Raw genomic sequence first — 25,237 nt, forward strand, 5'->3', positions numbered from 1 at the left:
CCGTGAACGAGAGCGAGATGACAATGTGCAGCGGCTTCCCGCCTGCATCCCGCTCGGATGATACTGCATGTCTCCTTAAATCGAGGTCGATTTAAGGACGAAGACATGCAGCAAATCAAAGTCCTACTGCGACCTTTGCGCGCCTTAAAAGACGCGCGGCGCTGTAGAGCTTCCCGCTCGCACGTGAAGTCACTGGACGCGGAAAAGACGCTCTAGCTTCAATGTATTAGAGCGTCCTTTGTGCGTTCGTCCGAACGCGTGGCGCCCCAAGGCACGACGCCCGGCCGTCGAGATCGTGCCGCTGGCACCTCCGCAAAGAAAAACCGGCCTTGCCCTTTCGGGAACAAAGCCGGTCATCCTGTCTTCAGTACCGGCAGTTACAGCAAAATGCCTTCATGCGCGTTTTTTGTGACACTATTGTTTATGCTGACGATCGGCTCGCCGCTTTTCTGGTCGCGCTGCACGGAAATCTTGTGCCGCGCACCGTTGAGCGTCACCTCGGCGGAGTAGCCGTCCCAGGCCGCCGGCAGCACCGGCCTGATGACCAGCTTGTCGCCCTGCCTGCGGATTCCGAGAATACCCTCGATGCCGACGCGATAGAGCCAACCGGCCGACCCGGTATACCAGGTCCAGCCGCCGCGTCCCGCGAGGTCGCCTTCGCCATAGATATCGGCGGCGACGACATAGGGCTCGACGCGGTAGTGTTCCGCCGCCTCCCGGCTTTCGGCATGCGAGACCGGGTTCAGCATCTGGAAGACGCGCCAGGCCTCTTCCGCCCTGCCCTGTTCGGCGAAGGCCAGTGCCACCCAGGTGGCCGCATGGGTATATTGCCCGCCATTCTCGCGCACGCCGGGCGGATAGGCCTTGATGTAGCCCGGATCCTGCGACGTCCGTTCGAGCGGCGGCGTGAACAGCCGGACGATGTGCTGATCCGGATCGACAAGTTCGGCCATGACCGCGTCCATCGCCTTGAGCGATCGCTGCTCGTCGCCTTCGCCCGAAAGCACGCTCCAGGATTGACCGATCGAATCGATCCGGCACTCAAGCGCCTCGCTCGTGCCGAGCGGTGTGCCGTCGTCGTAATAACCGCGGCGATAGTAGTCGCCGTCCCAGCCCGCGGTATCGAGCGCCTTCTTCAGGGCCTCGAGATGCGACTCCCAACGGGTGACGCGTGCCTGGTCCTTGCGCTCGCGCGCGTAAGGCAGGAAGCCCCGCAGGGTGCCCGCGAGGAACCAGCCGAGCCAGGTGCTGGTGCCCTTGCCGGCAGCGCCGACGCGGTTCATGCCATCGTTCCAGTCACCGCCGAGGATCAACGGCAGGCCGTTCTTGCCGGTCCGCTTGATTGCGAGATCGAGCGCGCGAGCACAATGCTCGTAGACGTCGCCGACCTCCTCGGAAATATCCGGCTTGTAGAAGGCATCGTGCTGGCCCTCTTCGAGCGCCGGCCCGCTGATGAAGGCGATCTGTTCCGCCAGGATGTCGGACGTACCGGTCACCGAGCAGTAATGCGTGACGGCATGGGCGAGCCAGACGACGTCGTCGGAGATCATGGTGCGGACGCCGGCGCCGGTTCCCGGCAGCCACCAGTGCTGCACGTCACCCTCGACGAACTGGCGGGCCGCGGCGTTCAGGATCTGCGCCCGGGCAAGCTCCGGCCGGTGGATCAGGAAGGCCAGCGTGTCCTGCAACTGGTCGCGGAAGCCGAAGGCGCCACTCGCCTGGTAGAAGGCGGAGCGTGCCATGATGCGGCAACCGAGGCTCTGGTAGGGCAGCCAGTTGTTGATCATGGCATCGAAAGCCGGGTCCGGCGTTTCCACCTTCACGATATCGGTGAAATCGCGCCAGAAGGTCTTTGCCGCGTCGAGTACCGTATCGAATGCGGTCTCGCGCAACTCACCGATGACGGCGCGAAGGTGATCCTCACTGTCGGTATCGCCGAGAATGAAGGTGACCTGCCGCTCGGCACCGGGTTCGATGATCAGATCGGACGCGACGGCGGCACAGGGATCGCCGTCGACGTCGACGGAACCGGAGAGTTCGGCACCCGAAAGCACTGCTTGCGGCACGAGGATGCCGCCGAGCGAGCCCAGGAACTCCCGGCGGCTTGCCGTGTAGCCGGCCGCCTGGCCCCCTTCGACCGTGAAGAAGGCGAACCGACCGGCATAGTCGATGCTGTAGGGGTTGGTTGCGACCAGCGCGGCTGCCTCCTCATCCCACTTCGAAAGGATGAAGGGTGCCGAGCGGGCGCGGTTGTTGCCGAGCACCCACTCGTTATAGCCGTAGAGCCTCAACCGCCGCGCCGTCGCGGCACGGTTGCGGATCGAGACCCGGATGAGCTTTGCCGGCAGGCTCTGATGGACCGTATGGGTCGCCTCGATATCGAGGCCGTCCTGGGTACTGCGGAAGCTCGAATAACCGAGCCCGTGTGCGGTTTCGAAGACGACGGAGCGGCGACGCGAGAGCGACGCATAGGGCGTCGACACCGAACCGCTCTCCATGTCGCGGATGAAAATCGCTTCGCCCGGACGGTTGATGACCGTGTCATTGGTCCACGGCGTCAACTGGTAGTCGCGCGAGTTGCGGCTCCAGGAGAAGGCCGCTCCTTCCGCCGAAACGTGGAAGCCGAACTGCTCGTTGGAGATGACGTTGATCCAGGGCTGCGGCGTCGCTTCGCCGCCACGCAGGCGCACAACATATTCGCGACCGCCTTCGGCAAAGCCGCCGAAACCGTTCCAGAAGGAAAGGCCATCGCCCTTGATTTCCGCCGGGGCAACGTCTGCCTTCTCCTGCGGCGCGGCCAGCAACGGTCCGACGAACTCGCCGCTCTTCTCGCTACCCTTCACCGGCGCCGGCGAATAGAGCGAGTTGGCGCGGGCGATCTGATCGGAGATCGTGCCGTTGCGGGCATGGAACACGGCGCGCGAAGCCGACAGAAGCGTCGACCAGGTCTCCGCCTCCATCAAGTCGCGCCGCACCGAGAAGATGTGCTGGCGCGGGCCGTCCGAAAGACCGCGAAGCCTGAGGTTCTCGCACATGGAGTCGAGCGCGTGCTGCATGTCCTGCGCATAGGACGAAGCCCGCTCGTTGATGATGACGAGATCGGCGGTGATGCCGCGGGCACGCAGGTATTCCTGGGCGCGCAGGGCTTCACGCGCGATGCCGAGGTCGCCGTCGTCATTGATGCGGAGGCAGAAGATCGGATAGTCGCCCGAGATCGCCAGCGGCCAGAGCTTCGACTGTGAGTCGAGGCCGGCCTGCACCGTTGCCGTATCGGCACGCAGGTGCATGTCCGGATAGACGAGATAGCGGCCCAGCATCTGGAAGCTCGCCGCCTCCTGCGATGTCACGCCGACATGGCGCATCTGCACCTGGCTGCGGGTCCAGGCGTGGATGAGCTCCTGGTTGAAGGTCTCCGGATGGCGGTAGCGATCGATCGCCCGATCGACCTCCTCGCGGCTCGGCGCAGCGATCGTCCAGAAGACGATGCTGACCTTCTTGCCGGCGGGCACGCGGACGACGCGGCGCAGCGACATGATTGGATCGAGGGTAAATCCATCGGTTCCGGAAAGCACCGCATCCGTATCGAAGGCGGCCGCTTCGGCAAGCGTCCGGCCCGGGCCGATGAAGCGGCGACGGTCGGTCTCCGCTTCCGTATGGCGATCGCTGCCGGCATTGTCGGTAACGAGATGCGCCACTTCCATGTCCGGATCGCTGGAACTGCGCTTGTTGCGGCTGACACGGATGACGTCGCCACGGCGGCTGATTTCCGTGCGCACGAACATCTTCGAGAAGGCCGGATGCGCGCTGTCGGCCTCGTCGGTGGAAAGCACCGGCTCGGCATAGGAGGTTACTTCGATGAAGCGATCCTGGGTGCCGGTATTGAGCAGGATGACCCGGCGGCCTTCCGCGTCGTGTTCGGTGGCGACGATGCACTCCACTTCGCTGGTGAGATCGCCGACCGTCTTGACGAATTCGGCCTTGTCGTCGCCGAAGCGGGTCAGCATCTTCTCGCCGGCAGCGCGGCGCGGTTCCGATGTCGCCGACCACCAATCGCCGGTGGTCGTGTCGCGCAGGAAGATGAAGGTTCCGGTGCGATCCTCGACCGGGTCCGGCTTCCAGCGTGTGACGGACTGGCCGTTCCAACGGGCGTAGCCGGCACCATTGGCGGTCAGCATGACCGAATAGTGACCGTTGGAGAGGAACACGGTCTCGCGGTCCTGCGCCAGCGGGTTCTCGATAATGCGGACTTCCGGACGCAGGAGATCGTCCTGGCCCTTGCCGACCGATTCCGGCTCGCGCTTGGCATTCATGATCGGGATGTCGCGCGGCGCCTTTTCCTGCAGCAAGAGTTCGGCGGCCTCGATCACCGGATCGGCGTGGAACCACTCGCGCAGGCGGCCATTGAAGACGACGTTGGCGACAGCCGCGATCGACATGCCATGGTGGTGCGCATAGTAGTTGCGCACCACCGCGCATTTCTGGCCCTCGGGCACGCGCGTCGGCGTGAAGTCGACGGCATCGTGGAAGCCGTAAACGCCGAGCGCGCCGACCTCGCGCAGACGGCCGAGGTTGGCGAGCGCCGATTTCGGATCGTACATGCAGGCAAGGATCGAGGCGTAGGGCGCGATGACCGCGTTCTGGCCGAGGCCGCGCTTCAGGCCGAGCGTCGGCACACCGAAGTTGGTGTACTGGTAGGTTAGTTCGTGGTCGCGCGCATTGAATGCGGCTTCCGATATGCCCCAGGGCGTGCCGAGGCGGCGGCCGTGGTTGATCTGCTCCTTCACCACCAGATTGTTGGTCTGGTTGAGGATGCCGCCCTGCCGCTCCTGCATCACCAGCGGCGGCATCAGATATTCGAACATCGAGCCCGACCAGGAGATCAGCGCGCCGCGCGCGCCGATCGGCACGATCGGACGGCCGAGCTTGTACCAGTGCTCGGTCGGCAGATCCCCCTTGGCGATGGCAAACAGGCTGGTGAGACGGGCTTCCGAGGCGAGAAGGTCGTAGCAGGCCTCGTCGAGCTCGTTGGCGTTGACCCGGAAGCCGATCGACAGCAGGCGCCGCTCCGGCCGGAACAGGAAGCTGAAATCCATCGAGAAGGCGATGTCGCGGGCGCGGTCCTTCAGCACCAGCAGCCGCTGGCGCAGCGATTCGATCGCGCTGAGGTCGAAGACACCGTCGGCAATATGGGCTTCACAGGTGCTGACCAGTGCGTTTGCCCATTTCGTCACTTCAGTGCTTTGCGGCGTGCGCACCTCGTGGTCGAGGTTGACGGTGAGCTTGTGCATGTCGCGCGCCAGCACCGCGAGGTTGATCACCCGGATCGACGCGAACTCGCGCTCGCGCTTGACTGCGGCAAGAGCGTTCTGGAAGCCGACGATGCGTTCCTCGATCAGGCGACGCAGCGGCCGGACCGTCTTGCGGTCGTCGGGCAGCTCGCGCAGCACCTCCTGGAGGATCGCCACGACGTCGCCGATGCCGTCCAGGCTGCCCTGGACATGCGCCGAGGGCGCCTCCGCCCAGTCGCGGCACATGGACGATACGGCGATCAGGTGACCGGCAAGGTTGCCGCTGTCGACCGAGGAGATGTAGCGCGGCTCCATCGTGTCGAGCGTGTTCGTCCGATACCAGTTGAACAGGTGGCCGCGATACTTCGGCATCCGGTCGATGGTGGCGATCGTCTGCTCCAGCCGGTTGATCGTCTCCTCGAAGCCGATCCAGCCGAAATCGCGCGCCGACATGACCGACAGCAGGTAGACGCCGATATTGGTCGGCGAGGTGCGCTCGGCCAGAACCGGCTGCGGCGTTTCCTGGAAGTTGTCCGGCGGCAGGAAGTGCTGCTCGGCGGTGACGAAGGTCTCGAAATAACGCCAGGTGCGGCGCGCAATCAGGCGCATCTCGTCGATTGCCTCGTCGGAGACGACGAGCTGGTCTTCGGTTTCGGCCGACTGGCTGACGAACCAGGCAACGGCAGGCGACAGCGCCCACAGTAGCGCGAAAGGAATGCCGATGAACGGCAGGCCGGTGTCGGAGACCGCGGCAAGAGCCAGCGAAAGCGCCGAAAGCGCCGGCGCGATCCACATGGCGCGGTAGTAGTCGCCGATCGTGCCGTGGCCGGCGCTCTGCACCTGCGCGGCCGTCCGCCATTCGAGCATCAGCTTGCCGCTGACGAAGGTGCGGTAAAGCGAGCGCACGATCGCGTCGCCCATCATCGCCGCATTGTGGGCGATGAAAACGATTCGGAGCGCCACTTGCGCATTGGCGGCGCGGATTTCGGTGAGCACGGCGTGAAGGTGGGCGCGGGCGACGATGTCGTTGCGGCGCGGCAGGAGACCGTTGATCAGCGACAGGGTCGGGGCCACGAACAAGCTGAAGATCAGGACGATCTGCCAGATCAACGCTTCCGTCGGCTCCATATAGTACCAGCCCATGACCGAGGCGACGAGCCAGGCGAGCGGGATCAGCGAGCGGCGCAGATTGTCGTACATCTTCCAGCGGCCGAGCATCGACAGCCCGTTCGAGAAGTTGAAGATGTAGGGCAGGAGCTGCCAGTCGCCGCGCGCCCAGCGATGCTGGCGCGACATCTCGACCTCATAGCGGGTCGGGAAATCCTCGACGAGCTCGACGTCGGTCACCAGCGCGCAGCGCACATAGGAGCCCTCGAGCAGGTCGTGGCTGAGAACGGCGTTTTCCTGGATCCGGCCCTTCAGCGCCGCCTCGAAGGCGTCGACATGGTAGAGGCCCTTGCCGGTGAAGCTGCCTTCGCCGGCAATGTCCTGGTAGACGTCGGAAACGGTGAAGACATACGGATCGATGCCGCGGTTGGCCGAGAAGATGCGCTGGAAGGCCGAGGCTTCGCTGCCCGTGGTCAGCGACGGCGTCACGCGCGGCTGCAGCAGGCTGTAGCCGGCGATCACGTTCTGCGTCTTAGGGTCGACCACCGGGCGGTTGATCGGATGGTAGATCTTGCCGACGAGCTTCGTCACCGCATCGCGCATCAGGCGCGTGTCGGAATCGAGCGTCATGACGTACTGAACGTTGTCCGGCACCGTGTTGGCGCCCTGCAGGAACGAGGTGTCGCGGTCGCCGCGAAGCAGCATGTTCAGCTCGTGCAGCTTGCCGCGCTTGCGCTCCCAGCCCATCCACACGCCTTCCTGTTCGTTGAACAGGCGGCGGCGATGAAGGAGATAGAAGCGCGTCTTGCCGTCATAGGCGTAGCGCGCCGAAAGCTGGGCAATCTCGCGTTTGGCGTAGTCGAGCACGTCGGAATCGGTGCTCGACTCCTCCACCTTGCTATCCGCCCAGTCGCTCAAAAGAGCAAAGTAGATCTCGCCACGCGGGTTGGCCAGGTAGTGTACCTCGAGATTGCGCACGAGTTCGTCGACATGGTCGCGCTTGGCGATCAGGCAGGGCACGACGACGAGGGTGCGGGCATGCTCGGGAATCCCGTCGAGGAATTCGTAGCCGACAAGTCGCGATGGTTTGACGAACAGCGTCACCAGTGTGTTGAACAGGCCCATCGCGCCTTCCGAGGCCGGAAGCGCGAAAAGAAGCAGCATGATCAGCTTCGCACCGTTCGGAATGTCCATCGGGCTGACGAAGGAAAAGACGGCGATCATCGCCAGGATCGTCAAGAGGATGTTCGGTCCGGCGATTGCGAACCAGTCGAGCTTGCGGCTGATGCGGATGATCGTCTGCAGCAGCGAGGGTCGGTAGCCGATCCTCTTCTCGAGCATCTTGCGCTGCTTGCCGACGAGGAAGGAACCGACGTTCGGCTCCTGCAGCGGCGCTTCGGTCGCGGCCGCGGCTTCCGCCTCGCGCACCATCTCGATGGCGATCTGCGTCACCTCGTATTCGCTGTGACCGGAACGGCGTGCCAGCTTCTCGATCGTATCGCGATACTTGTTGCGCGAGCCGAATTCGAGCGCCGCATAGTCGGAGCCCTCGCGCAGCGCCGCGTCGATCTTGCTGACGCTTTCGAACCAGACGGCCCAATCGGTGTCGTCGATTTCGCGCAGGCTGCGGATGATGTTGCTCATCGTCGCATTGCCGGACGACAGGCGGTTCTGCTCCGCGACCAGCGCGTTCTCGACGTCGCTGCCGCGCTTCTCGAGTTGCTCCTCGATCCAGCCGATGACGGCGCCCGAAGTCTGCGAGCCGTCGCGCATGCGGTAGAGCAGTTGCGCGACGAAGGTGTTGTCGGCCGCAAGAGCTTCCGACTCCGCAAGCAGTGCCCGACATTTTTCCGGATCGTTCAGGCGGATGATCTGGTCGGCGACATCATTTGCCTTGCGGCGCATGCCGCGCGAGCGCTCGACGCGGATGGCGATCCGGCGGAGATTTTCGATCAGCACGAAGCGTAGGATCGATGGCAGCGCCCAGAGTTCGCCGATCTTGAAGGTCTCGCGCTTCTGGAAGCCCTCGACCATCGCCGTGATGCTTTCGCGCGTCACCGTGCTGTGCGTGTGGGCGACATAGAGCCAGGCGAGTGCCATGGTGCGCGGGATCACCGTGCCCGAAACCGAGAGCGTCGGAAGCTGACGATAGAACCGGCGCGGGAAGTCGCGCCGGACTTCCTGGATCGCCTCTTCGACGACGTGGTGGTTGTCGAGCAGCCACTCGGCGGCCGGCGTTATCGTCGCCCCGGCCTCCACGTCGGCGGCCGTCGCCCGGTAGACGCGCAGGATCTCGTTCTCGTTTTCACGATGCCGCGGACGGAATTCGAACGGGAAGAACCCCGGCAGCGCGGAGGCACCCTTCAATGCGAGATCCTCGCCGCATTGCCGGAGGTCCTCCATCGAGAAGAAGGTGGCGCGGATCGAATCGTTGTAATCGATCTGCTTTGCTTCCGGTTCGCGCGGAGAGGTGGGCGGCGTAGTTTGAAGCTGCATGGGTACGGGTTCTGAATCCAGCCGGGGTTGATCGGCCCGGTCCTCGTCGGGTTGCCGGGTTGGCTGCGGACCTGAGAATTCAGGCTGAGCCGGCGCGTTTCTAGACACGGTCATGTGTCCTCCCATCCACCGTCAATTCCCGCATGTGGGGAACTGGCGGTAACAGGCACCGCCCTCGACTGGGCATCGGAGATCGCAAAGCCGGCGGCGCATTGGTTTTCAAGGCCGCGTGATGCATGAAAATGGCATTTTTTAGCCGTGGTGCCAACAGCTTGCAAGGATTGCTCATATAAGTTTGGACGATTTGCGCACAGACGAATCAAGCCGAAACCGGCCGCTGCGTGCGCCCCCAATGGCACTTTGATACAGCTCTCTCAATTGCCCTCTTCTCAAGCTTCATCGCGGATGGCAGACGAGGCGAAACGTGAAGCGGCGAGGAAGGTTCCCTCGATTTGCAGAAAATCCGTCAGCCCACCTGCTCGGTAATCCACTCCCGGAAGGCCAGGCTGATCGGGTTTTCGAGCTTGCCCTCGGGCACGGCGAGATAATAGCTGTTTTCAGTCTTCATCGGCCGATCGAGCACGATGCTGAGCGTGCCGGCGGCAATTTCCTGCTCGATCAGGTAACGTGGCAGCAGCGCAAAACCGAGCCCCGCCGTCGCCGCTTCGATCACCATGGAGAACTGGTCGAAGCGGTTGCCACGGTAGGCGCCACGGCCTTCCATGTCGTTCGCCTCGAACCATTGCGCCCAGAGCTTCGGACGGGTGGCGAGGTGCAGCAACGGGCCGGCGACGAGCTCCTCGGGAGTCTTGACCGGATGATCCGCCAGCAAGGCGGGGCTTGCAGCCGGCACGATGATCTCGCTGCAGAGGTAGCTGCAGGTGGCGCGCGCCCAGACCGGTTGGCCGTAGTGGATTGCGAGATCGAAGTTCTGTTCGTCGAAATCGAAAGGCGCGGAACGGGAGGCGATGTTGAGCACCGTATCCGGATGGCGCTTGAGGAAATCGGGAAGACGCGGCACCAGCCAGCGGCTGCCGAAGGTTGGCAGCGAGGCGATCGAAAGCGTCGAGTCCGCCCGGGCCGAAGCCATGGCGCGCACCATCAGCTCCTCGGTCTGGTTGAGGAGACGGCGAACCTCGGGCAGGAACTTCTGGCCGGCATCCGACAGGATCACCCGCTGGCGCACGCGCTCGAACAGGAGCACGCCGAGCTGGTTTTCGAGATCCTTGATCTGCCGGCTGACAGCGCTTTGGGTAAGGTTCAGCTCCGCGGCGGCCTGCGTGAAGCTGCCGTGTCGCGCCGCGCATTCGAACGCCTGCAGCGTCGTCACGTCGGGAACCAGCCTGCGGCTTAACTTCATTCCAGCCTCGCATCAACATAGTCAGAAGCAACGCGATCAATGGCCAGTTCGATCGGATATGATCCGAAATGAGAATGACCTTGTCCTTCACCCATAGCGCGAGGCGAGCCCCAGTGAAAGAGAATAGTTTCGTATCCGCCGACGACATCCGTTCGGCCTTTTCCGCAGCCATGTCGGTCATGTACCGCGAAGAGGTGCCGGCCTATGGCACGCTGATGGAACTGGTCGCCAAGGTGAACGACGATACGCTCGCCGCCGACCCGCTCCTGAAGGAGCGACTGGACGCCACGGATTCGCTAGACCGTATCTCCGAGGAACGCCACGGCGCGATCCGCCTCGGCACGCCCGCCGAGCTCGCAATGATGCGCCGCGTCTTCGCCGTCATGGGCATGTATCCGGTCGGCTACTACGACCTGTCGACCGCCGGCGTCCCTGTTCATTCGACCGCCTTCCGCCCGGTCGGCGAAGCCGCCCTGAAGCGCAACCCCTTCCGCGTCTTCACCTCGCTGTTGCGTCTCGACCTGATCGCCGACGAAGCGCTGCGCGCCGAAGCCGAGGTCATCCTCGCCGCACGCCAGATCTTCACCGCCGGCGCCGTGGAACTCACGCAAAAGGCCGAGCGCGACGGCGGCCTCGACAAGGCGGACGCCGAACGTTTCGTTTCGGAAGTGCTCGAAACCTTCCGCTGGCACGACAAGGCGAATGTCAGTGCCGACATGTACAAGCGCCTGCATGACGCCCATCGCCTGATCGCCGACGTCGTCTCCTTCAAGGGGCCGCACATCAACCATCTGACGCCGCGCACGCTCGATATCGACAAGGTGCAGGCGCTGATGCCAGAATACGCCATCGCCCCGAAGGCCGTCGTCGAGGGGCCGCCGACCCGCAAGTGCCCGATCCTCTTGCGCCAGACCTCGTTCAAGGCACTGGAAGAGCCGGTTTCCTTCAGGGATGCCGACGGCACTTGGAAGGCCGGTTCGCACACCGCCCGCTTCGGCGAGATCGAGCAGCGCGGCATTGCGCTGACCCCGAAGGGCCGCGCGCTCTACGACGAACTGCTCAATGCCTCGCGCAAGATCGTCCGCCCGGCGGCCGACGGCTCCAACGCCCGCGAATACGAAGCGGCGCTCGCCACGGCCTTCGAACCGTTCCCCGACACATGGGCAGGTATCCGCGAAGCCGGTCTCGGCTATTTCAGCTACTCTCTGACGGAAAAGGGCCGCAAGGCCGGCATCTCCCCGGTAAGCGACATCGAAGCGCTGATCGCCGCCGGCCTCGTCCAGTTCGACGCGATCGTCTACGAAGACTTCCTGCCGGTCAGCGCCGCAGGCATCTTCCAGTCGAATCTCGGCGACGACGCCCAGCAGGACTTCGTCGCAAGCCCGAACCAGAAGCGCTTCGAGAGCGACCTCGGCGCGACGGTGCTCAACGAGTTCGACCATTATGCCGGCATCGAGCAGGCGTCGATCGAAAGCTGCATCAGGGCCTTGACCGGCGCGATCGCTGCGGAATGATGCTTATCCGATGATCGACAAACGGCACATCGAGGCGCTCACCGACATCCTTGGAGACAAGGGTGTCGTCACGCGTCCTGAAGACCTGGAAGCCTACGAGACCGGCGCGCGCTACGATCGCGGCCGGACGTCACTCGTGCTGCGGCCGGCGACGACGGAAGAAGTCTCTGCTGCCGTTGCCTATTGCGTCACGAACGGCATCACGCTGATCCCGCAATCCGGCAACACCGGCCTCGTCTCGGGCTCGACCCCGGACCAGTCGGGTGATGAAGTCGTCCTCAGCCTCGACCGGCTGACCAAGCACTTCGATCTCGACCTCGACAACCGTTCGGTGCGGCTCGATGCCGGCTTCCGACTGTCCGAACTCAACCGGCGCCTGGAAGAGCACGGCCTGTTCTTCCCGATCGATCTCGGCGCCGACCCGCGCATTGGCGGCATGATCGCCACCAACACCGGCGGTTCACGCTTTCTGAAATACGGCGACGTGCGTCGCAATACTCTGGGTCTCAAGGTCGTGTTGGCGGACGAGGACGGCACCGTTCTCGACCTGCAATGCGACCTGCGCAAGAACAACACCGGTGTCGACTGGAAACAGATCTTCTTCGGCACATCGGGCGCTTTCGGCATCGTCACCGAATGCGTCCTGAACCTCGAGCGCCTGCCGCAACAGACGGCAACCGCACTGCTGGTTCCGGCAAGCGGCGCCCATGTGCTGCCGCTGCTGCGCGCCATGGAAGAACGCCTCGGCGCTTATCTTTCGGCCTTCGAGGGCATGTCGAAGAACGCCGTAACGGCCGCCTTTGCCCATGTGCCGTCGCTGAAGAACCCGTTCCAGGGCGGCAACGTTCCTGATTACGTCATCCTCGCCGAGATCAGCCGCACCTGGGCACCGCGCGAGGGCGAACAGTCGCTCGACGCCGTGCTGGAATCGGCACTGGCCGAGATCTGGGAAATGGAAACGGCGCCGCTCGCCGATGCTTTCGTCGGCCCGCCGCACGAAATCTGGGCGCTGCGCCACGCCTTGTCCGAAGGCGTCAAGCACCTGGGCAAGCTGATCGCCTTCGACCTCTCCTTCCGCAGGGGTGACATCATGGCCTTCTGCGACCATATGAAGGGCGAAATGCCGGCGAAATTTCCTGACGTCACCGTCTGCGATTTCGGCCATATCGGCGACGGTGGCGTGCACTTCAACCTCGTCGTGCCGAAGGACAGCGACCTTCTCAAGGACGAGACCTTCGAACCGCGGCTTCGCGAATGGGTTTTCGCGGTTGCCGTCGAGGAGTATGACGGCAGCTTCAGCGCGGAACATGCGATCGGCCGCCGCAACCAGGCCTATTACGACTTTTATACACCAGACAAACTCAAGGACATGGCCGCAGGCCTGAAGACGCTCACCTCGCCGGGAAAGCTCGGCAGCGTGCGCTTTGGGTAGGCCAGAGCGGAATGAGGAAAAGTGTATGCGGTTTTCCGCCCGCATTCCGCTCCAACGAATGATCTAAGGAAAACGGGAGTCAGACCATGAACATCGCAACCAAGAAAGTCGACGTGACCAAGGAAGCCGCAGCGCTTCTCGAAAAGATGGGCGTCGCCAAGGAACTCTACACCGGCGGCGACATGCCGTCCTATAGCCCGGTCACCGGCGAGAAGATCGCGAGCCTCAAGACGGTTTCGGCCGTTGAAGCCGCTGCCAAGATCGAACAGGCCCATGAAGCCTTCAAGGCCTGGCGTCTCGTTCCGGCGCCGAAGCGCGGCGAACTGATCCGCCTGCTCGGCGAAGAACTGCGCACCTTCAAGGCCGACCTCGGCCGCCTGGTTTCGATCGAAGCCGGCAAGATCACCTCCGAAGGCCTTGGCGAAGTCCAGGAGATGATCGACATCTGCGATTTCGCCGTCGGTCTTTCCCGCCAGCTCTACGGCCTGACGATCGCCACCGAGCGCCCCGGCCACCGCATGATGGAGACCTGGCATCCGCTCGGCGTCGTCGGCGTCATCTCCGCCTTCAACTTCCCGGTCGCCGTCTGGTCGTGGAACGCAGCGCTTGCCATCGTTTGCGGCAACTCGGTCGTCTGGAAGCCGTCTGAAAAGACCCCGCTCACCGCGCTTGCCTCGCAGGCGATCTTCGAGCGCGCGCTCGCCCGCTTCGGTGACGCTCCGGCAGGCCTGTCGCAGGTGCTGATCGGCGACCGCACCGTCGGCGAAGTCCTTGTCGACAACCCGAAGGTACCGCTTGTTTCCGCCACCGGCTCCACCCGCATGGGCCGCGAAGTCGGCCCGCGCCTCGCCAAGCGCTTCGCCCGCGCCATCCTCGAACTCGGCGGCAACAATGCCGGCATCGTCTGCCCCTCGGCCGATCTCGACATGGCGCTGCGCGCCATCGCCTTCGGCGCCATGGGCACCGCCGGCCAGCGCTGCACCACCATGCGCCGCCTCTTCGTGCACGAGAGCATCTACGACCAGCTCGTTCCGCGTCTGAAGAAGGCCTATGGCTCGGTATCGGTCGGCAACCCGCTGGAAACGACGGCCCTCGTCGGCCCGCTCGTCGACAAGGCTGCCTTCGACGGCATGCAGAAGGCGATCGGTGAAGCGAAGTCGCACGGCGGCACCGTCACCGGCGGCGAACGCGTTGAGCTCGGCTACGACAACGGCTACTACGTCAAGCCCGCTCTGGTCGAAATGCCGAAGCAGGCCGGCCCGGTTCTCGAAGAAACCTTCGCGCCGATCCTCTACGTCATGAAGTACAGCGACCTCGACGCCGTTCTCGCCGACCACAATGCGGTCGCAGCCGGCCTGTCGTCCTCGATCTTCACCCGCGACATGCAGGAATCGGAGCGCTTCCTCGCCGTCGACGGTTCGGATTGCGGTATCGCCAACGTCAACATCGGCACCTCGGGCGCCGAAATCGGCGGCGCCTTCGGCGGTGAGAAGGAAACCGGCGGCGGTCGCGAATCCGGTTCGGACTCGTGGAAGGCCTATATGCGTCGCGCCACCAACACGGTGAACTATTCGAAGGCTCTGCCGCTGGCGCAGGGCGTGTCGTTCGACATCGAATAATCGGCGCACCAGTAGGATTCGACCATGACCATCAATGCAACGGTCAAGGAGGCGGGCTTTCAGCCCGCCTCGCGGATTTCCTCGATCGGGGTGTCCGAAATCCTCAAGATCGGCGCCCGCGCGCAAGCCATGAAGCGCGAAGGCAAGCCGGTGATCATCCTCGGTGCGGGCGAGCCGGACTTCGACACGCCCGACTACGTCAAGGACGCCGCCTGCGAAGCGATCCGGCGCGGCGAGACCAAGTACACCGCGCTCGACGGCACGCCGGAACTGAAGAAGGCGATCCGCGAGAAGTTCCAGCGCGAGAACGGCCTTGCCTACGAACAGGACGAGATCACGGTGGCGACCGGCGCCAAGCAGATCCTGTTCAACGCCATGATGGCGTCGATCAATCCCGGCGACGAAGTGATCATTCCGACGCCCTACTGGACCTCCTATTCGGATATCGTCCAGATCTGCGAAGGCAAGCCGGTTCTGATCCCCTGCGACGCCTCCTCAGGCTTCCGGCTGACCGCCGACAAGCTCGAAGCGGCCATTACGCCGAAGACACGCTGGGTGCTTTTGAACTCGCCGTCGAACCCCTCGGGTGCCGCCTACAGCGCTGCCGACTACCGGCCGCTGCTCGACGTGCTCTTGGAGCATCCGCATGTCTGGCTGCTGGTCGACGACATGTACGAGCACATCGTCTATGACGGCTTCCGCTTCGTCACCCCGGCCCAGCTCGAGCCTCGCCTCAAGGACCGGACGCTCACGGTCAACGGCGTCTCCAAGGCCTATGCCATGACCGGCTGGCGCATCGGCTACGCCGGTGGTCCGCGCGACCTGATCAAGGCGATGGCCGTGGTCCAGAGCCAGGCGACCTCCTGCCCCTCCTCCGTCAGCCAGGCCGCTTCGGTTGCCGCGCTGACCGGTCCGCAGGAGTTCCTGAAGGAACGCACGGCCAGCTTCCAGCGCCGCCGCGATCTCGTCGTCAACGGCCTCAACGCCATCGACGGCCTCGACTGCCGCGTCCCGGAAGGCGCCTTCTACACCTTCTCCGGCTGCGCCGGCATGCTCGGCAAGGTCACGCCCTCGGGCAAGAAGATCGAGACGGACGCGGACTTCTGCGCCTACCTGCTCGACGACGCCCATGTGGCTGTCGTTCCGGGTTCGGCCTTCGGTCTCTCGCCCTTCTTCCGCATCTCCTATGCGACCTCGGAAGCGGAACTGAAGGAAGCGCTGAAACGCATCGCCGACGCCTGCGCGCGGCTTTCGTAACGGGCTGATTGGCCCCTCACCCCAACCCTCTCCCCGCAAGCGGGGCGAGGGGATGGTCGAGACCGCCGCACCGACACTTTCCATCTCCAAGGACAGGTGTTCTGGTCGGTATCGCTTCCCAAGGGCAGCTCCGCACCTCCACAGGTCTTGAGAGGGATTGGGGAGCGCGCCTCTTGTCCCTTCTCCCCGTCGGAACGGGGAGAAGGTCGCGGCAGCGGGACGAGGGGGATTCTTCCACCTCACCGCTGCAATTGGCCCCTGCCTCAAAACGTTGGCGGCGTACAGGCGCTGATGACCTCGCAGGGCACCGGCCCGACGCAGCGAAAGCGATGCGGTCGCCGGCTTTCGAAATAATAGGCATCCCCCGGCCCCAGAATCCGACGCTCGTCATCGACGGTGACCTCGATTCGCCCCGAGAGCACGATTCCCCCCTCTTCCCCATCATGCACCAGCGGCACCTTTCCGGTGTCGGCGCCCGGCTGGTAGCATTCCTTCAGGATCTGCAGGCTCCGGCCGAAGAGGTTTTCGCCGATCTGCCGGTAGGAAATCGGCCCCTTGCCGATCTCGACCAGTTCCTCCGCCGCATAGAACGCCTTGCGCGGCCGTTCCGGCTCGAAGGAGAAGAACTCCGCCAGGCCGATCGGTATGCCGTCGAGGATGCGCTTCAGCGCACCGACAGAAGGGTTGGAGGCGTTCGATTCGATCAGCGAGATGGTCGAGTTGGTGACGCCGGCGCGCTTGGCGAGTTCGCGTTGCGACAGGTTGTGCATCAGCCTGAGGTGGCGAAGCCGGTTTCCGATGTCGACGCCCATGGGCGCACACCCCCTGTTCAGGTTGTTCGGAATAGCGCAAATCAGCCATCCCTGCATTATAAAAATCAATGGCTTAACTGAGAGCAGAAAAGGACTTGTTTGGCAAATCAAATCATGGCGTCAATCGCCGATCTCAGGAGGATGCCATGAACCAGCACACCAAACCCAACGCCCCCGTTCTCGACAGCTATTGGATGCCGTTCACCGCCAACCGGCAGTTCAAGCGGGCCCCGCGCCTGCTCGCGTCAGCCGAGGGCATGCATTACACCAGCACCGACGGACGGACGATCCTCGACGGCACTGCCGGGCTCTGGTGCGTGAATGCCGGCCACGGTCGCCGCCAGATCGCCGCCGCGGTCGAGCGCCAGCTTTCGACCATGGATTTCGCCCCCTCCTTCCAGATGGGCCATCCGATCGCCTTCGATTTTGCCGAACGCCTCGCCGAGATCGCGCCAGGCCCGGAGGGACAGAAGCTCGACCGCGTGTTCTTCACCGGCTCGGGTTCCGAATCGGTCGATACCGCACTGAAGATCGCGATCGCCTACCAGCGCGCCATCGGCCAGGGCACGCGCACGCGCCTCATCGGCCGCGAGCGCGGCTATCACGGCGTCGGCTTCGGCGGCATTTCGGTCGGCGGCATCCTCAACAACCGCCGCGTCTTCCCGCAGCTGCCGGGCTCCGACCATCTGCGCCACACCCATGACCTCGCCAAGAACGCCTTCGTCAAGGGCCAACCGGAGCACGGCGCCGAGCTTGCCGACGACCTCGAGCGGCTGGTGGCGCTGCATGGCGCCGAGACCATCGCCGCCTGCATCGTCGAACCGGTCGCCGGCTCGACCGGCGTGCTGATCCCGCCGAAGGGTTACCTCGAGCGACTGCGCACCATCTGCGACAAGCACGGCATTCTCCTGATCTTCGACGAAGTCATCACCGGCTTCGGTCGTCTCGGCGCGCCCTTTGCGACCGATTTCTTCGGCGTGACGCCGGATCTGGTGACGACCGCCAAGGGCCTCACCAACGGCGCGATCCCGATGGGCGCGGTGTTTGCCAGCCGCAAAGTGCACGACGCGCTGATGCATGGCCCGGAAGGTCAGATCGAGCTCTTCCACGGCTACACCTATTCCGGCCACCCGGCCGCCTGCGCCGCCGGCATCGCCACGCTCGACATCTACCGCGACGAGGGCCTGATGACCCGCGCCGTCGAACTGCAGGACGCCTGGCACGACGCCATGCATTCGCTGAAGGGTCTGCCGCATGTCATCGACATCCGCACGATCGGCCTCATCGCCGGCATCGAACTGCAATCGCGTGATGGCGCGATCGGCGCCCGCGCCTATGACGTTTTCGTCGATTGCTTCGAGAAAGGCCTGCTGATCCGCGTCACCGGCGACATCATCGCCTTCTCGCCGCCGCTGATCGCCGAAGAGAAGCATTTCGGCGAGATTGTCTCGATCCTCGGCGACGCGCTGAAGCGCGCCAAGTAAGCGACATCAAAAGCGTCAAAAACAACGCCGCCGCCGAGGATCTCCGCGGCGGCGTTGCGCTTTCAAGTACGGCTCAGGAATCCGGCTAACGTCTCTGCGTGAGCCGCCTCCTTAGCGGATCAACAACGCCCGGAAATCGTTGACGTTCGTTCCGGTCGGTCCGGGAACGAAGAGGTCGCCGCTGGCCGCAAAAGCCGACCAGGCATCATGTCGGGCGAGATGCAGGCGCGGATCGATACCGGCGGCGCGCATGCGGGTTATGCTGTCGCCATCGGCAAACGCCCCGGCATTGTCTTCCGAACCGTCGATGCCATCCGTATCCGCCGCAAGCGCATCGATGCCCGTCACCCCATCGATGTCGAGCGCCAGCGACAGCAACAATTCGCTGTTGCGGCCGCCCTTGCCATAGTCCTTGCCTGAGATCGTCACCGTCGTCTCGCCGCCGGAAAGCAGTACCACTGGCTTGTCGAAGGGGCGGTTCCGGAGCGCCACTTCACGCGCCAAGGCCGCATGCATGCGGCCGATATCCCGCGCTTCGCCTTCGATCGCATCGGAAAGAATGTGCGCCTCGACGCCGAGTTCCCGTGCCTTGGCCGCGGCCGCCTCGAGCGACACGGCAGCCGAAGCGATTACATGGCATTGATGCCCGGCGAACCGGGGATCATCCGGATCGGGCGCTACAGCCGCTTCCGAGCGCAGATGCGCCATCACTCCATCGGGAAGCTGCATCCGGTAGCGGGCGACGATGTCGAGCGCCTCTTCCGCGGTGCTGCGGTCCGGAACGGTCGGGCCGGAAGCAACGAAGGCCGGGTTGTCGCCGGGCACGTCGGAGACCACGAGGCTGACGACGCGGGCCGGGAAGGCGGCTGCGGCAAGCCGCCCGCCCTTGATCCGCGACACGTGTTTGCGCACGACGTTCATCGCCGAGATCGGCGCGCCCGAGGCGAGCAGCGCCCTGTTGACGGCGATCTCATCGGCGAGCGTCAAGCCTTCGGGCGGCGCCGGCAGCAGCGCCGAGCCGCCGCCGGAGATCAAGGCGATGACGAGATCGTCGGCAGTCAGGCCCGCTACGGTCTGCAGCAAAGCATCCGAAGCGGCAAGCCCGGCCTCGTCCGGCACCGGATGGGCCGACTGCTGCACGTTTATAGTCTCGCAGAGCTCCACTGGTCCGTGGCGGGCGACGACCGTTCCCCTGAAGGGATGCTGCCAGAGCTTCTCGAACGCCGCCGCCATCTGGCTTGCCGCCTTGCCGGCCCCGATGACGACCGTCCGCCCCTTCGGCGGTTCGGGCAGATGCGCCTTGATCGCCTGATAGGGATCGGCCGCACGCACGGCGGCCTCGAAAAGTCGAGTGAGGAAGGGGCGCGCGTCGATCATCGTCGTCCTCAAGCGGCGATTTCGAGGTCGTAGACGAAGATGCCGGCGACACCGCCCTCGGCCGCCGCGACGATCTTGGCGCCGGTCTTGCGATGTTCCTCGTCTTCCAGATAGGCGTCACGTGCTGCCGCATCGGTGAAGTCGACGATGAAACCCAGGCCATGGCCCTTGTCCATGCCCACTTCCGGGCTGACATTGCCGCCGATATGGGCCGCCATAAAGCCCGGCAGCCGTGATTTCAGCGCGACGATCTCATCGAAGATTGTTGCCTTCTCCTCCTCCGAGATTTCGGGGCGGAAGCGGATGAAGACGCAGTGGCGGATCATGGGGACCTCAACGGATATCGGCACGGGCGCGCGGGCGGCTGTCGTTGCGTTCATGGGCGAAGATCGCCGGCGGCAGGGGTTGGCGCTCGCGGATGATGTCGGCGCCCTTTTCCCCCATCATGATCGTCGGTCCGTTGGTGTTGCAAGAGGGAACCCGCGGCATCACAGAGCTGTCGCAGACCCTGAGGCCCTCGAGCCCCCGCACTTTGAGGTCGAGCCCGACCACAGCCGAGGCGTCCGTCCCCATCTTGCAGGTTCCAACCGGGTGGTGATCGGTCTTGGCATTGGCACAGCCGTACTCGAAGAGCTGGTCGTCGGTCGCAACCGAAGTGCCCGGCAGACGCTCCGCCAAGACGAAAGGCTTGAGTGCTGCCTGCTGCATGATTTCGCGGGCAAGCTTCAAGCCCTCGATCGACATCTTGCGGTCATGCGGGTCTTCCCAGTAGTTGGGATCGATCAGCGGCGCCGCCGCCGGATCGGAGGAGGAAAGCCGCACGGTTCCGCGCGAGCGCGGATGCAGGTAGGCGGAGTTGAGCGTCACGCCGGCATTCTTCAGTTTCTCGACGCCCGCCTCGATACCGGACCCGAGACCCAGATGGAACTGAATGTCCGGCGAGCGGGCATCGGGATCGGCGTACCAGAAGCCGCCGGTCTCGAAGAGCGAGGAGGCCACCGGGCCGGAGCGGAACAGCACATATTGCAGCCCTGCCCATAGCGTACGATGAAGTTTGGCCACGCCGTCATAGGTGTGGTCGCCGGTGCATTCGGAAATCACGAAGAGATCGAGGTGATCCTGCAGATTGCCGCCAACCCCGGGCAGATCGTGCTTCACCGAAACGCCGACCGATTTCAGGTGATCGGCCGGCCCGATGCCGGATTGCAACAAGAGCTTCGGTGAGCCGATGGCGCCGGAGGAAACGAGCACTTCCCGCTCGGCTCGGATCACTTCGCTGCCCTTGCCGGTGACCACCTCGACGCCGACGGCGCGGGTGCCTTCCAGCACGATCCGCGCCACGCGCGCGCCGGTGCGAACCGTCAGGTTGCGGCGGTCCTTGATCGGCGAGAGGTAGGCGAGCGATGCGCTCGACCGGCGGCGATTGCGCTGGGTGAGCTGGTAGAAGCCGACGCCCGCCTGCTGGCGGCCGTTGAAATCGTGGTTGTAGGGAATGCCGAGTTCCTGGCCGGCGCGGATATAGGCGTCGCAGATCGGCAGCGCCGAGACCGGCATCGAAACCCCGAGCGGCCCGCCATAGGCATGGTAATCGTCGGCGAAACGCTGGTTGTCCTCGGCGCGCTTGAAATAGGGCAGGACACTCCGATAATCCCAGCCGCTGCAGCCGTCCTCCGACGCCCAGAGATCATAATCGGCGGCATTGCCGCGGGTATAGAGCTGTGCATTGATCGACGAACCGCCGCCGATGACCTTCGCCTGGGTGTAGCGCAGCACCCTGCCCTTCATGTGTTTCTGCGGCACCGTGTGCCAGCCCCAGCTCGCGACCCCCTTGGTCATCTTGGCAAAGCCCGCCGGCATGTGGAACAGCGGGTTCCAATCGCCGCCGCCAGCCTCCAGCAGCAGCACGCGAACCGAAGGATCCTCGGAGAGGCGATTGGCAAGAACGCAGCCGGCCGGGCCGGCACCGGTGATGATGTAGTCGTAGCTCATTCCCTGTCTTCCTCCGCCGCCGCAATTTGGAACGTTCCAAATTTTCGACGTGATAATTCCAAAACCTGCCCGCTTGCGAGCCTCAAAAGTCCTGCCTGTCCCTAGAGCCGGCCAATCGAAAGGCCGCCATCCGCCTGGATGACCGAGCCCGTTGCAAAGCCGAACTTGCCGCCGGCAAGCCCGGCCACCATGTTGCCGATATCCTCGGGCTCGCCCCAACGCCGCATCGGCACCAGTCCGCCATCGATCAGGGCGTCGTATTTCGCCGAGACGCCGGCGGTCATGTCGGAGCGGATGATGCCCGGCCGGATCTCGAAGACGGAGATCCCGGTATTGGCAAGCCGGAGCGCCAGTCCCTGGCTGAAGGCGGCAAGGCCGGCCTTGGTCATGCAATAGTCGAGCCGCTCCGGCGAGCTCATCGTCGCCGAAACAGAGGTGATGTTGATGATCGACCGCGGCGTCACGTCGGCGGGATCGGTCAGCATCGAAACCAGCACGGCCTGGGTGAAGAACACCGTGCCGCGCAGATTGGTGGCGACGATCGTGTCGAAGTTCTCCGGCAGCAGATTGAGGAAGTCTCCCCGGACCACCGAGGCGATGCCGGCATTGTTGACGAGGCAGCGGATCGGGCCGAGCTCGGCGCGGATCCGCTCGACGGTCGCGGCATGGCCGCTGACATCGGCGAGGTTCGCTTCGATGTAGATGGCCCGGCCGTGGCCGCTGGAAAGTTCCGATAGCGTCTGGGCGGTCGTGGCGTCTGCGGCACCGAGGCCTGTGATGGCGATGTCGAAACCTTCTCGGGCAAGCGCACGGGCAATGCCGAGACCGATGCCGCGGCGGCCGCCGGTGACGATGGCGACTGGACGCGTCGATGACGTCATGAGCGGAACTCCCTGGTGGCGATATGGTCGGCGACCCTGAGCGCCTGGGCGGCAACCGTCAGCGCCGGGTTGACGGCAGCGGATGTGGGCAGGAAGCCGGCGTCGACGACGAAGAGATTCGGATGGTCGAAGGCCCGGCAATAGGCATCGAGCGGCGCATCCTTGGGGTCTGTGCCGATCCGAACCGTGCCGCACTGATGCGATGGCGTCCGCTTGTCGAAGGCCTGGGAAAGCACGATCGGATAGCCGGCCGCTTTGAAGTGCTCGCGCATCTTCGCTTCGAGACCCGAAAGCGCCTCCATGTTCGAGCGCCGCCACTGCATGATGATACCCTTGCCGTCGACCATGATGCGGCTTTCAGGATTCGGCAGGTCCTCCGTCATCATGTACCAGTCGACCGCATGGCCGGCCATGAAGTCGAAGGCGAAGCGCGGCGCCCAGAGCGGCGCGTTGGCCTTGAGGATGTCGCCGTTGATCTTGCCGAGAAGCTGGACGTTGCCAAGCGGCAAGTCGTCCCGGCCGCCGGTCAGGTAATAATCGTTCAGCATCAGCGTCTTCTGGTAGATGCTGTCATTGCGCCTGAACGGATTGATCGCCAGCATGGCACTGCAATTGTGGTTCATGAAGTTGCGGCCGATCTGGTCGGAAGCGTTGGCAAGCCCCTTGCCGTCACCGGAGCGCAGCAGGATCGCGGCCGAGTTGATTGCGCCTGCCGACAGGATCACCAGCTTCGGCGACAGGCGCTTCTTTTCGCCCCTGTGGGTGTAATGAATCGCCTCGATCCGGCCGCCCGGACCCGCCTCCAGCGTGTCGACATGGGCGGAGGTGATGAGCTCGATATTGGGGTCCTTCAGCGCGGCGGCAAGCGATGCGGTCTCGGCATCCCTCTTGCCTTCGCCGGTATTGGGAAAACCATCCCACGGCGTGCGCCCGCCGGCCAGCCACGTGTCGATGTCGACACCGAGCGGCAGCGTCGCCGGGTTGAGCCCCTGCGCCTTCAGTTCGGCGCGAGCACGCGCAATCGCCGGCTCGTCCGGTACAGGTCCGTGAGGGTAAGGCGTGGAGTGGAACGGCTCCGTCGGATCCTGACCCAATTCGCCGCGCACCTCGAACAATTGCTCGGCCTTGCCATACCACGGCTCCAGCTCCGCATAGGGAAAGGGCCAGGCCGGCGAGATACCGCCGAGATGCTGCATTTCGGTGAAATCCTCGGCGCGGTAACGCAGCAGCACTGCGCCGAAGAGTTTGGAATTCCCGCCGACGAAATAGAAATTTCCCGGATTGAACTCGGTACCATCGGGTTCACGCCACATCTCTCGCGGCCGGAAATGGCCCTTGACGAAGATCGAGTTGTAGCTCCGCGCGTCCGGCGTGTCGGGCAAGCGCTCGCCGCGCTCGAGGATGGCGATGCGGGCACCGGAACCGGCGAGCCCCGCCGCAATGGTGGAGCCGCCGATCCCCGAACCGATGATGACGATGTCCGGCTGCGTCTGCATCGTCGGTTACGCGATCCGCTGCTGGCTCTGCGGATCGAAGAACACCGCCTTGTCGAGGTTGAAGGCGAGCCGGGACGTTTGGCCAGCCGCAATGCGCGCATCGGCTCTCAACCGGGCGACGATCTCCTTGCCGCCGAGACGGGTGACCGCAAAGGTGTCGGAACCGGCCGGCTCCACCACCTCGATCAGGCAATCGCCTTCGGCGACCACCTTGGCGTTGCGGTCGGCACCGTCAGGATCGGTCAGTGCTTCCGGACGGATGCCGAAAACGACGTCCTTGCCGGCATAGGCCGACAGCGCGCCGTTGGCATGCGGCACCGCAAGCTTCAGCGGTTCGGAATTCGGACGCGCCAGCGCCACCGCGATATCGGAGCCGCTCTTTTCGATCCGCGCGGTCAGGAGGTTCATCGCCGGCGACCCCATGAAGTCGGCAACGAACATGTTGGCCGGGTTGTTGTAGATCTCGGCCGGCGTTCCGAACTGCTGCAGCACGCCATCCTTCAACACGGCGATCTTCGTCGCCAGCGTCATCGCCTCGATCTGGTCGTGGGTGACGTAGACGATCGTCGTCTTCATGCGGTTGTGCAGCCGTTTGATCTCCGTGCGCATGTCGACACGCAGCTTGGCGTCGAGGTTCGAAAGCGGCTCGTCGAACAGGAAGACCTGCGGATTGCGCACGAGCGCACGGCCCATGGCGACGCGCTGGCGCTGACCGCCGGAAAGCTGGCTCGGCTTGCGGTCGAGCAGGTGGCCGATCTGCAGCATGTCCGCGACCTGCTTGATCGCCTTCTCGCGCTCCTCCTTCGGCACGCCGCGGATTTCCATGCCGAAGGCGATGTTTCCGGCGACCGTCATGTTCGGATAGAGCGCGTAGGACTGGAACACCATGGCGATGTCGCGCTTCGACGGATGCAGGTCCGCGACCGAGCGGCCTTTGATGGCGATATCACCCGAGGTGATCGGCTCAAGCCCGGCAATGGTGTTGAGCAGGGTCGACTTGCCGCAGCCGGACGGGCCGACCAGCACGAGGAAGCCACCCTCTTCGATTTCCAGGTTGATGTCCTTCAGGATCTCGAGCGAACCATAGGATTTGCGCAGGTTGGTGATTTTCAAGAAAGACATGAG

Annotated in this window: 14 protein-coding genes; 5 read left to right on the forward strand and 9 right to left on the reverse strand. The window is 64.2% G+C overall.

Going from position 1 to position 25,237, the window contains the following annotated elements:
- Positions 1-377 precede the first annotated feature (377 nt).
- Entirely contained in the window at positions 378-9,005 is an 8,628-nt protein-coding gene (gene ndvB, locus AC1Z3V_RS16785; protein ID WP_483500501.1) for a cyclic beta-(1,2)-glucan synthase, read from the reverse strand.
- A 352-nt stretch (positions 9,006-9,357) separates the two neighbouring features.
- Positions 9,358-10,251, reverse strand: coding sequence for a LysR family transcriptional regulator (locus AC1Z3V_RS16790; RefSeq protein ID WP_483500503.1), 894 nt, complete (start codon positions 10,249-10,251; stop codon positions 9,358-9,360).
- A 113-nt stretch (positions 10,252-10,364) separates the two neighbouring features.
- On the opposite strand from AC1Z3V_RS16790, the gene hglS reads away from it, so the two are divergent.
- The 4 genes from hglS to AC1Z3V_RS16810 all read left to right on the forward strand — a co-directional run bounded on the left by hglS (position 10,365) and on the right by AC1Z3V_RS16810 (position 16,073).
- Positions 10,365-11,765, forward strand: a complete 1,401-nt coding sequence (gene hglS, locus AC1Z3V_RS16795) for a 2-oxoadipate dioxygenase/decarboxylase HglS (RefSeq protein ID WP_483500505.1) — start codon at positions 10,365-10,367, stop codon at positions 11,763-11,765.
- A gap of 10 nt (positions 11,766-11,775) precedes the next feature.
- On the forward strand, positions 11,776-13,197 hold the full coding sequence (locus AC1Z3V_RS16800) for an FAD-binding oxidoreductase (protein WP_483500507.1): 1,422 nt from the start codon (positions 11,776-11,778) through the stop codon (positions 13,195-13,197).
- Positions 13,198-13,283: 86 nt separating this feature from the next.
- Positions 13,284-14,816 (forward strand): L-piperidine-6-carboxylate dehydrogenase, encoded by a 1,533-nt coding sequence (amaB, locus tag AC1Z3V_RS16805; protein WP_483500509.1) that lies wholly within the window; start codon positions 13,284-13,286, stop codon positions 14,814-14,816.
- 24 nt (positions 14,817-14,840) lie between these two features.
- Positions 14,841-16,073, forward strand: a complete 1,233-nt coding sequence (locus AC1Z3V_RS16810) for a pyridoxal phosphate-dependent aminotransferase (RefSeq protein WP_483500511.1) — start codon at positions 14,841-14,843, stop codon at positions 16,071-16,073.
- A 263-nt stretch (positions 16,074-16,336) separates the two neighbouring features.
- Here the strand turns inward: AC1Z3V_RS16810 and AC1Z3V_RS16815 are convergent, their stop codons facing one another.
- Positions 16,337-16,885, reverse strand: a complete 549-nt coding sequence (locus AC1Z3V_RS16815) for a cupin domain-containing protein (RefSeq protein ID WP_483500513.1) — start codon at positions 16,883-16,885, stop codon at positions 16,337-16,339.
- Positions 16,886-17,031: 146 nt separating this feature from the next.
- Between AC1Z3V_RS16815 and aptA the strand changes: the two genes are divergently transcribed.
- Complete coding sequence (aptA, locus tag AC1Z3V_RS16820) at positions 17,032-18,369, forward strand: omega-aminotransferase AptA (RefSeq protein ID WP_483500515.1); 1,338 nt, start codon at positions 17,032-17,034, stop codon at positions 18,367-18,369.
- Positions 18,370-18,480: 111 nt separating this feature from the next.
- Here aptA and AC1Z3V_RS16825 read toward each other — a convergent pair whose 3' ends face one another.
- From AC1Z3V_RS16825 to AC1Z3V_RS16850, 6 genes are all read right to left on the reverse strand, one after another.
- Complete coding sequence (locus tag AC1Z3V_RS16825) at positions 18,481-19,746, reverse strand: glycerate kinase type-2 family protein (protein WP_483500517.1); 1,266 nt, start codon at positions 19,744-19,746, stop codon at positions 18,481-18,483.
- An 8-nt stretch (positions 19,747-19,754) separates the two neighbouring features.
- Positions 19,755-20,072 (reverse strand): Dabb family protein, encoded by a 318-nt coding sequence (locus tag AC1Z3V_RS16830; protein WP_429814527.1) that lies wholly within the window; start codon positions 20,070-20,072, stop codon positions 19,755-19,757.
- A gap of 7 nt (positions 20,073-20,079) precedes the next feature.
- On the reverse strand, positions 20,080-21,735 hold the full coding sequence (locus AC1Z3V_RS16835) for a GMC family oxidoreductase (protein ID WP_429814524.1): 1,656 nt from the start codon (positions 21,733-21,735) through the stop codon (positions 20,080-20,082).
- Positions 21,736-21,836: 101 nt separating this feature from the next.
- Entirely contained in the window at positions 21,837-22,616 is a 780-nt protein-coding gene (locus AC1Z3V_RS16840; RefSeq protein WP_483500519.1) for a 3-ketoacyl-ACP reductase, read from the reverse strand.
- On the reverse strand, positions 22,613-24,112 hold the full coding sequence (locus tag AC1Z3V_RS16845) for an FAD-dependent oxidoreductase (RefSeq protein ID WP_483500521.1): 1,500 nt from the start codon (positions 24,110-24,112) through the stop codon (positions 22,613-22,615). The genes AC1Z3V_RS16840 and AC1Z3V_RS16845 overlap by 4 nt, the downstream gene beginning before the upstream one ends.
- A 6-nt stretch (positions 24,113-24,118) precedes the next feature.
- A complete protein-coding gene (locus tag AC1Z3V_RS16850) occupies positions 24,119-25,234 on the reverse strand; it encodes an ABC transporter ATP-binding protein (protein ID WP_429814515.1) in 1,116 nt (371 codons plus the stop codon).
- Between the last annotated feature and the right edge of the window lie 3 nt (positions 25,235-25,237).

The sequence above is a fragment of the Ensifer sp. 38_S197 genome (assembly GCF_056924495.1).

Excerpts from the sequence above, each read along its gene's own strand:
- ndvB (WP_483500501.1), bottom strand. The coding sequence starts at position 9,005 with ATGACCGTGTCTAGAAACGCGCCGGCTCAGCCTGAATTCTCAGGTCCG.
- AC1Z3V_RS16790 (WP_483500503.1), bottom strand. The coding sequence starts at position 10,251 with ATGAAGTTAAGCCGCAGGCTGGTTCCCGACGTGACGACGCTGCAGGCG.
- AC1Z3V_RS16800 (WP_483500507.1), top strand. The coding sequence starts at position 11,776 with ATGATCGACAAACGGCACATCGAGGCGCTCACCGACATCCTTGGAGAC.
- amaB (WP_483500509.1), top strand. The coding sequence starts at position 13,284 with ATGAACATCGCAACCAAGAAAGTCGACGTGACCAAGGAAGCCGCAGCG.
- AC1Z3V_RS16810 (WP_483500511.1), top strand. The coding sequence starts at position 14,841 with ATGACCATCAATGCAACGGTCAAGGAGGCGGGCTTTCAGCCCGCCTCG.
- AC1Z3V_RS16815 (WP_483500513.1), bottom strand. The coding sequence starts at position 16,885 with ATGGGCGTCGACATCGGAAACCGGCTTCGCCACCTCAGGCTGATGCAC.
- aptA (WP_483500515.1), top strand. The coding sequence starts at position 17,032 with ATGAACCAGCACACCAAACCCAACGCCCCCGTTCTCGACAGCTATTGG.
- AC1Z3V_RS16825 (WP_483500517.1), bottom strand. The coding sequence starts at position 19,746 with ATGATCGACGCGCGCCCCTTCCTCACTCGACTTTTCGAGGCCGCCGTG.
- AC1Z3V_RS16830 (WP_429814527.1), bottom strand. The coding sequence starts at position 20,072 with ATGATCCGCCACTGCGTCTTCATCCGCTTCCGCCCCGAAATCTCGGAG.
- AC1Z3V_RS16835 (WP_429814524.1), bottom strand. The coding sequence starts at position 21,735 with ATGAGCTACGACTACATCATCACCGGTGCCGGCCCGGCCGGCTGCGTT.
- AC1Z3V_RS16840 (WP_483500519.1), bottom strand. The coding sequence starts at position 22,616 with ATGACGTCATCGACGCGTCCAGTCGCCATCGTCACCGGCGGCCGCCGC.
- AC1Z3V_RS16845 (WP_483500521.1), bottom strand. The coding sequence starts at position 24,112 with ATGCAGACGCAGCCGGACATCGTCATCATCGGTTCGGGGATCGGCGGC.
- AC1Z3V_RS16850 (WP_429814515.1), bottom strand. The coding sequence starts at position 25,234 with ATGTCTTTCTTGAAAATCACCAACCTGCGCAAATCCTATGGTTCGCTC.